This is a genomic window from Acinetobacter sp. 148, assembly GCF_031196675.1.
Classification (GTDB): Bacteria; Pseudomonadota; Gammaproteobacteria; order Pseudomonadales; family Moraxellaceae; genus Acinetobacter; species Acinetobacter baumannii.
Genome location: NZ_JAVIMT010000098.1, coordinates 1 through 425, shown reverse-complemented (window position 1 = coordinate 425; position 425 = coordinate 1). Strand labels below are relative to the sequence as shown.

Annotated in this window: 1 protein-coding gene; it reads left to right on the top strand. The window is 40.0% G+C overall.

Annotation, left to right across the window (positions count from 1 at the left end; translation table 11 throughout):
* The coding region (locus tag RFX69_RS19095; protein ID WP_375143713.1) for a tail fiber protein at positions 1–425 on the top strand (425 nt) is incomplete at both ends.

Here is a 425-nt window from a genome sequence, read left to right as displayed (position 1 = left end):
GTTAACGATGTAGCATGGAATGCAAAATCAGGAGTTTATACAAAATTAGAAGGAGGTGGAACTTCAACTGTACTTCATTTTCTTGGATCTGGATCAGCTCCAGCCTTCCAGTTTTTAATTAACTATAGAAATGGTGGACTTTGGTATCGATCTGCGCGTGATTCTGTAGGTTTTGAAGAGTCATATGAAAGGATCATTACTGAAAAAGGAGGCACAGTTAAAGGTGGTCTTTCAACCAATGGTATTTCAAATACTGGCGATATTTCCACATCTGGAGAGCTTGTTGCAGGTAGTGTAGAAGGAGAAGCAAGATTAAGACTTGCTGGTACAAACCGTTATCTTTATCTAAATGCAGGTTCTTGGGGGGTATGGACTGATAATGGATCAGAACCACTTTCCAAAGTATGTGGTGGTACAGGTAGAAC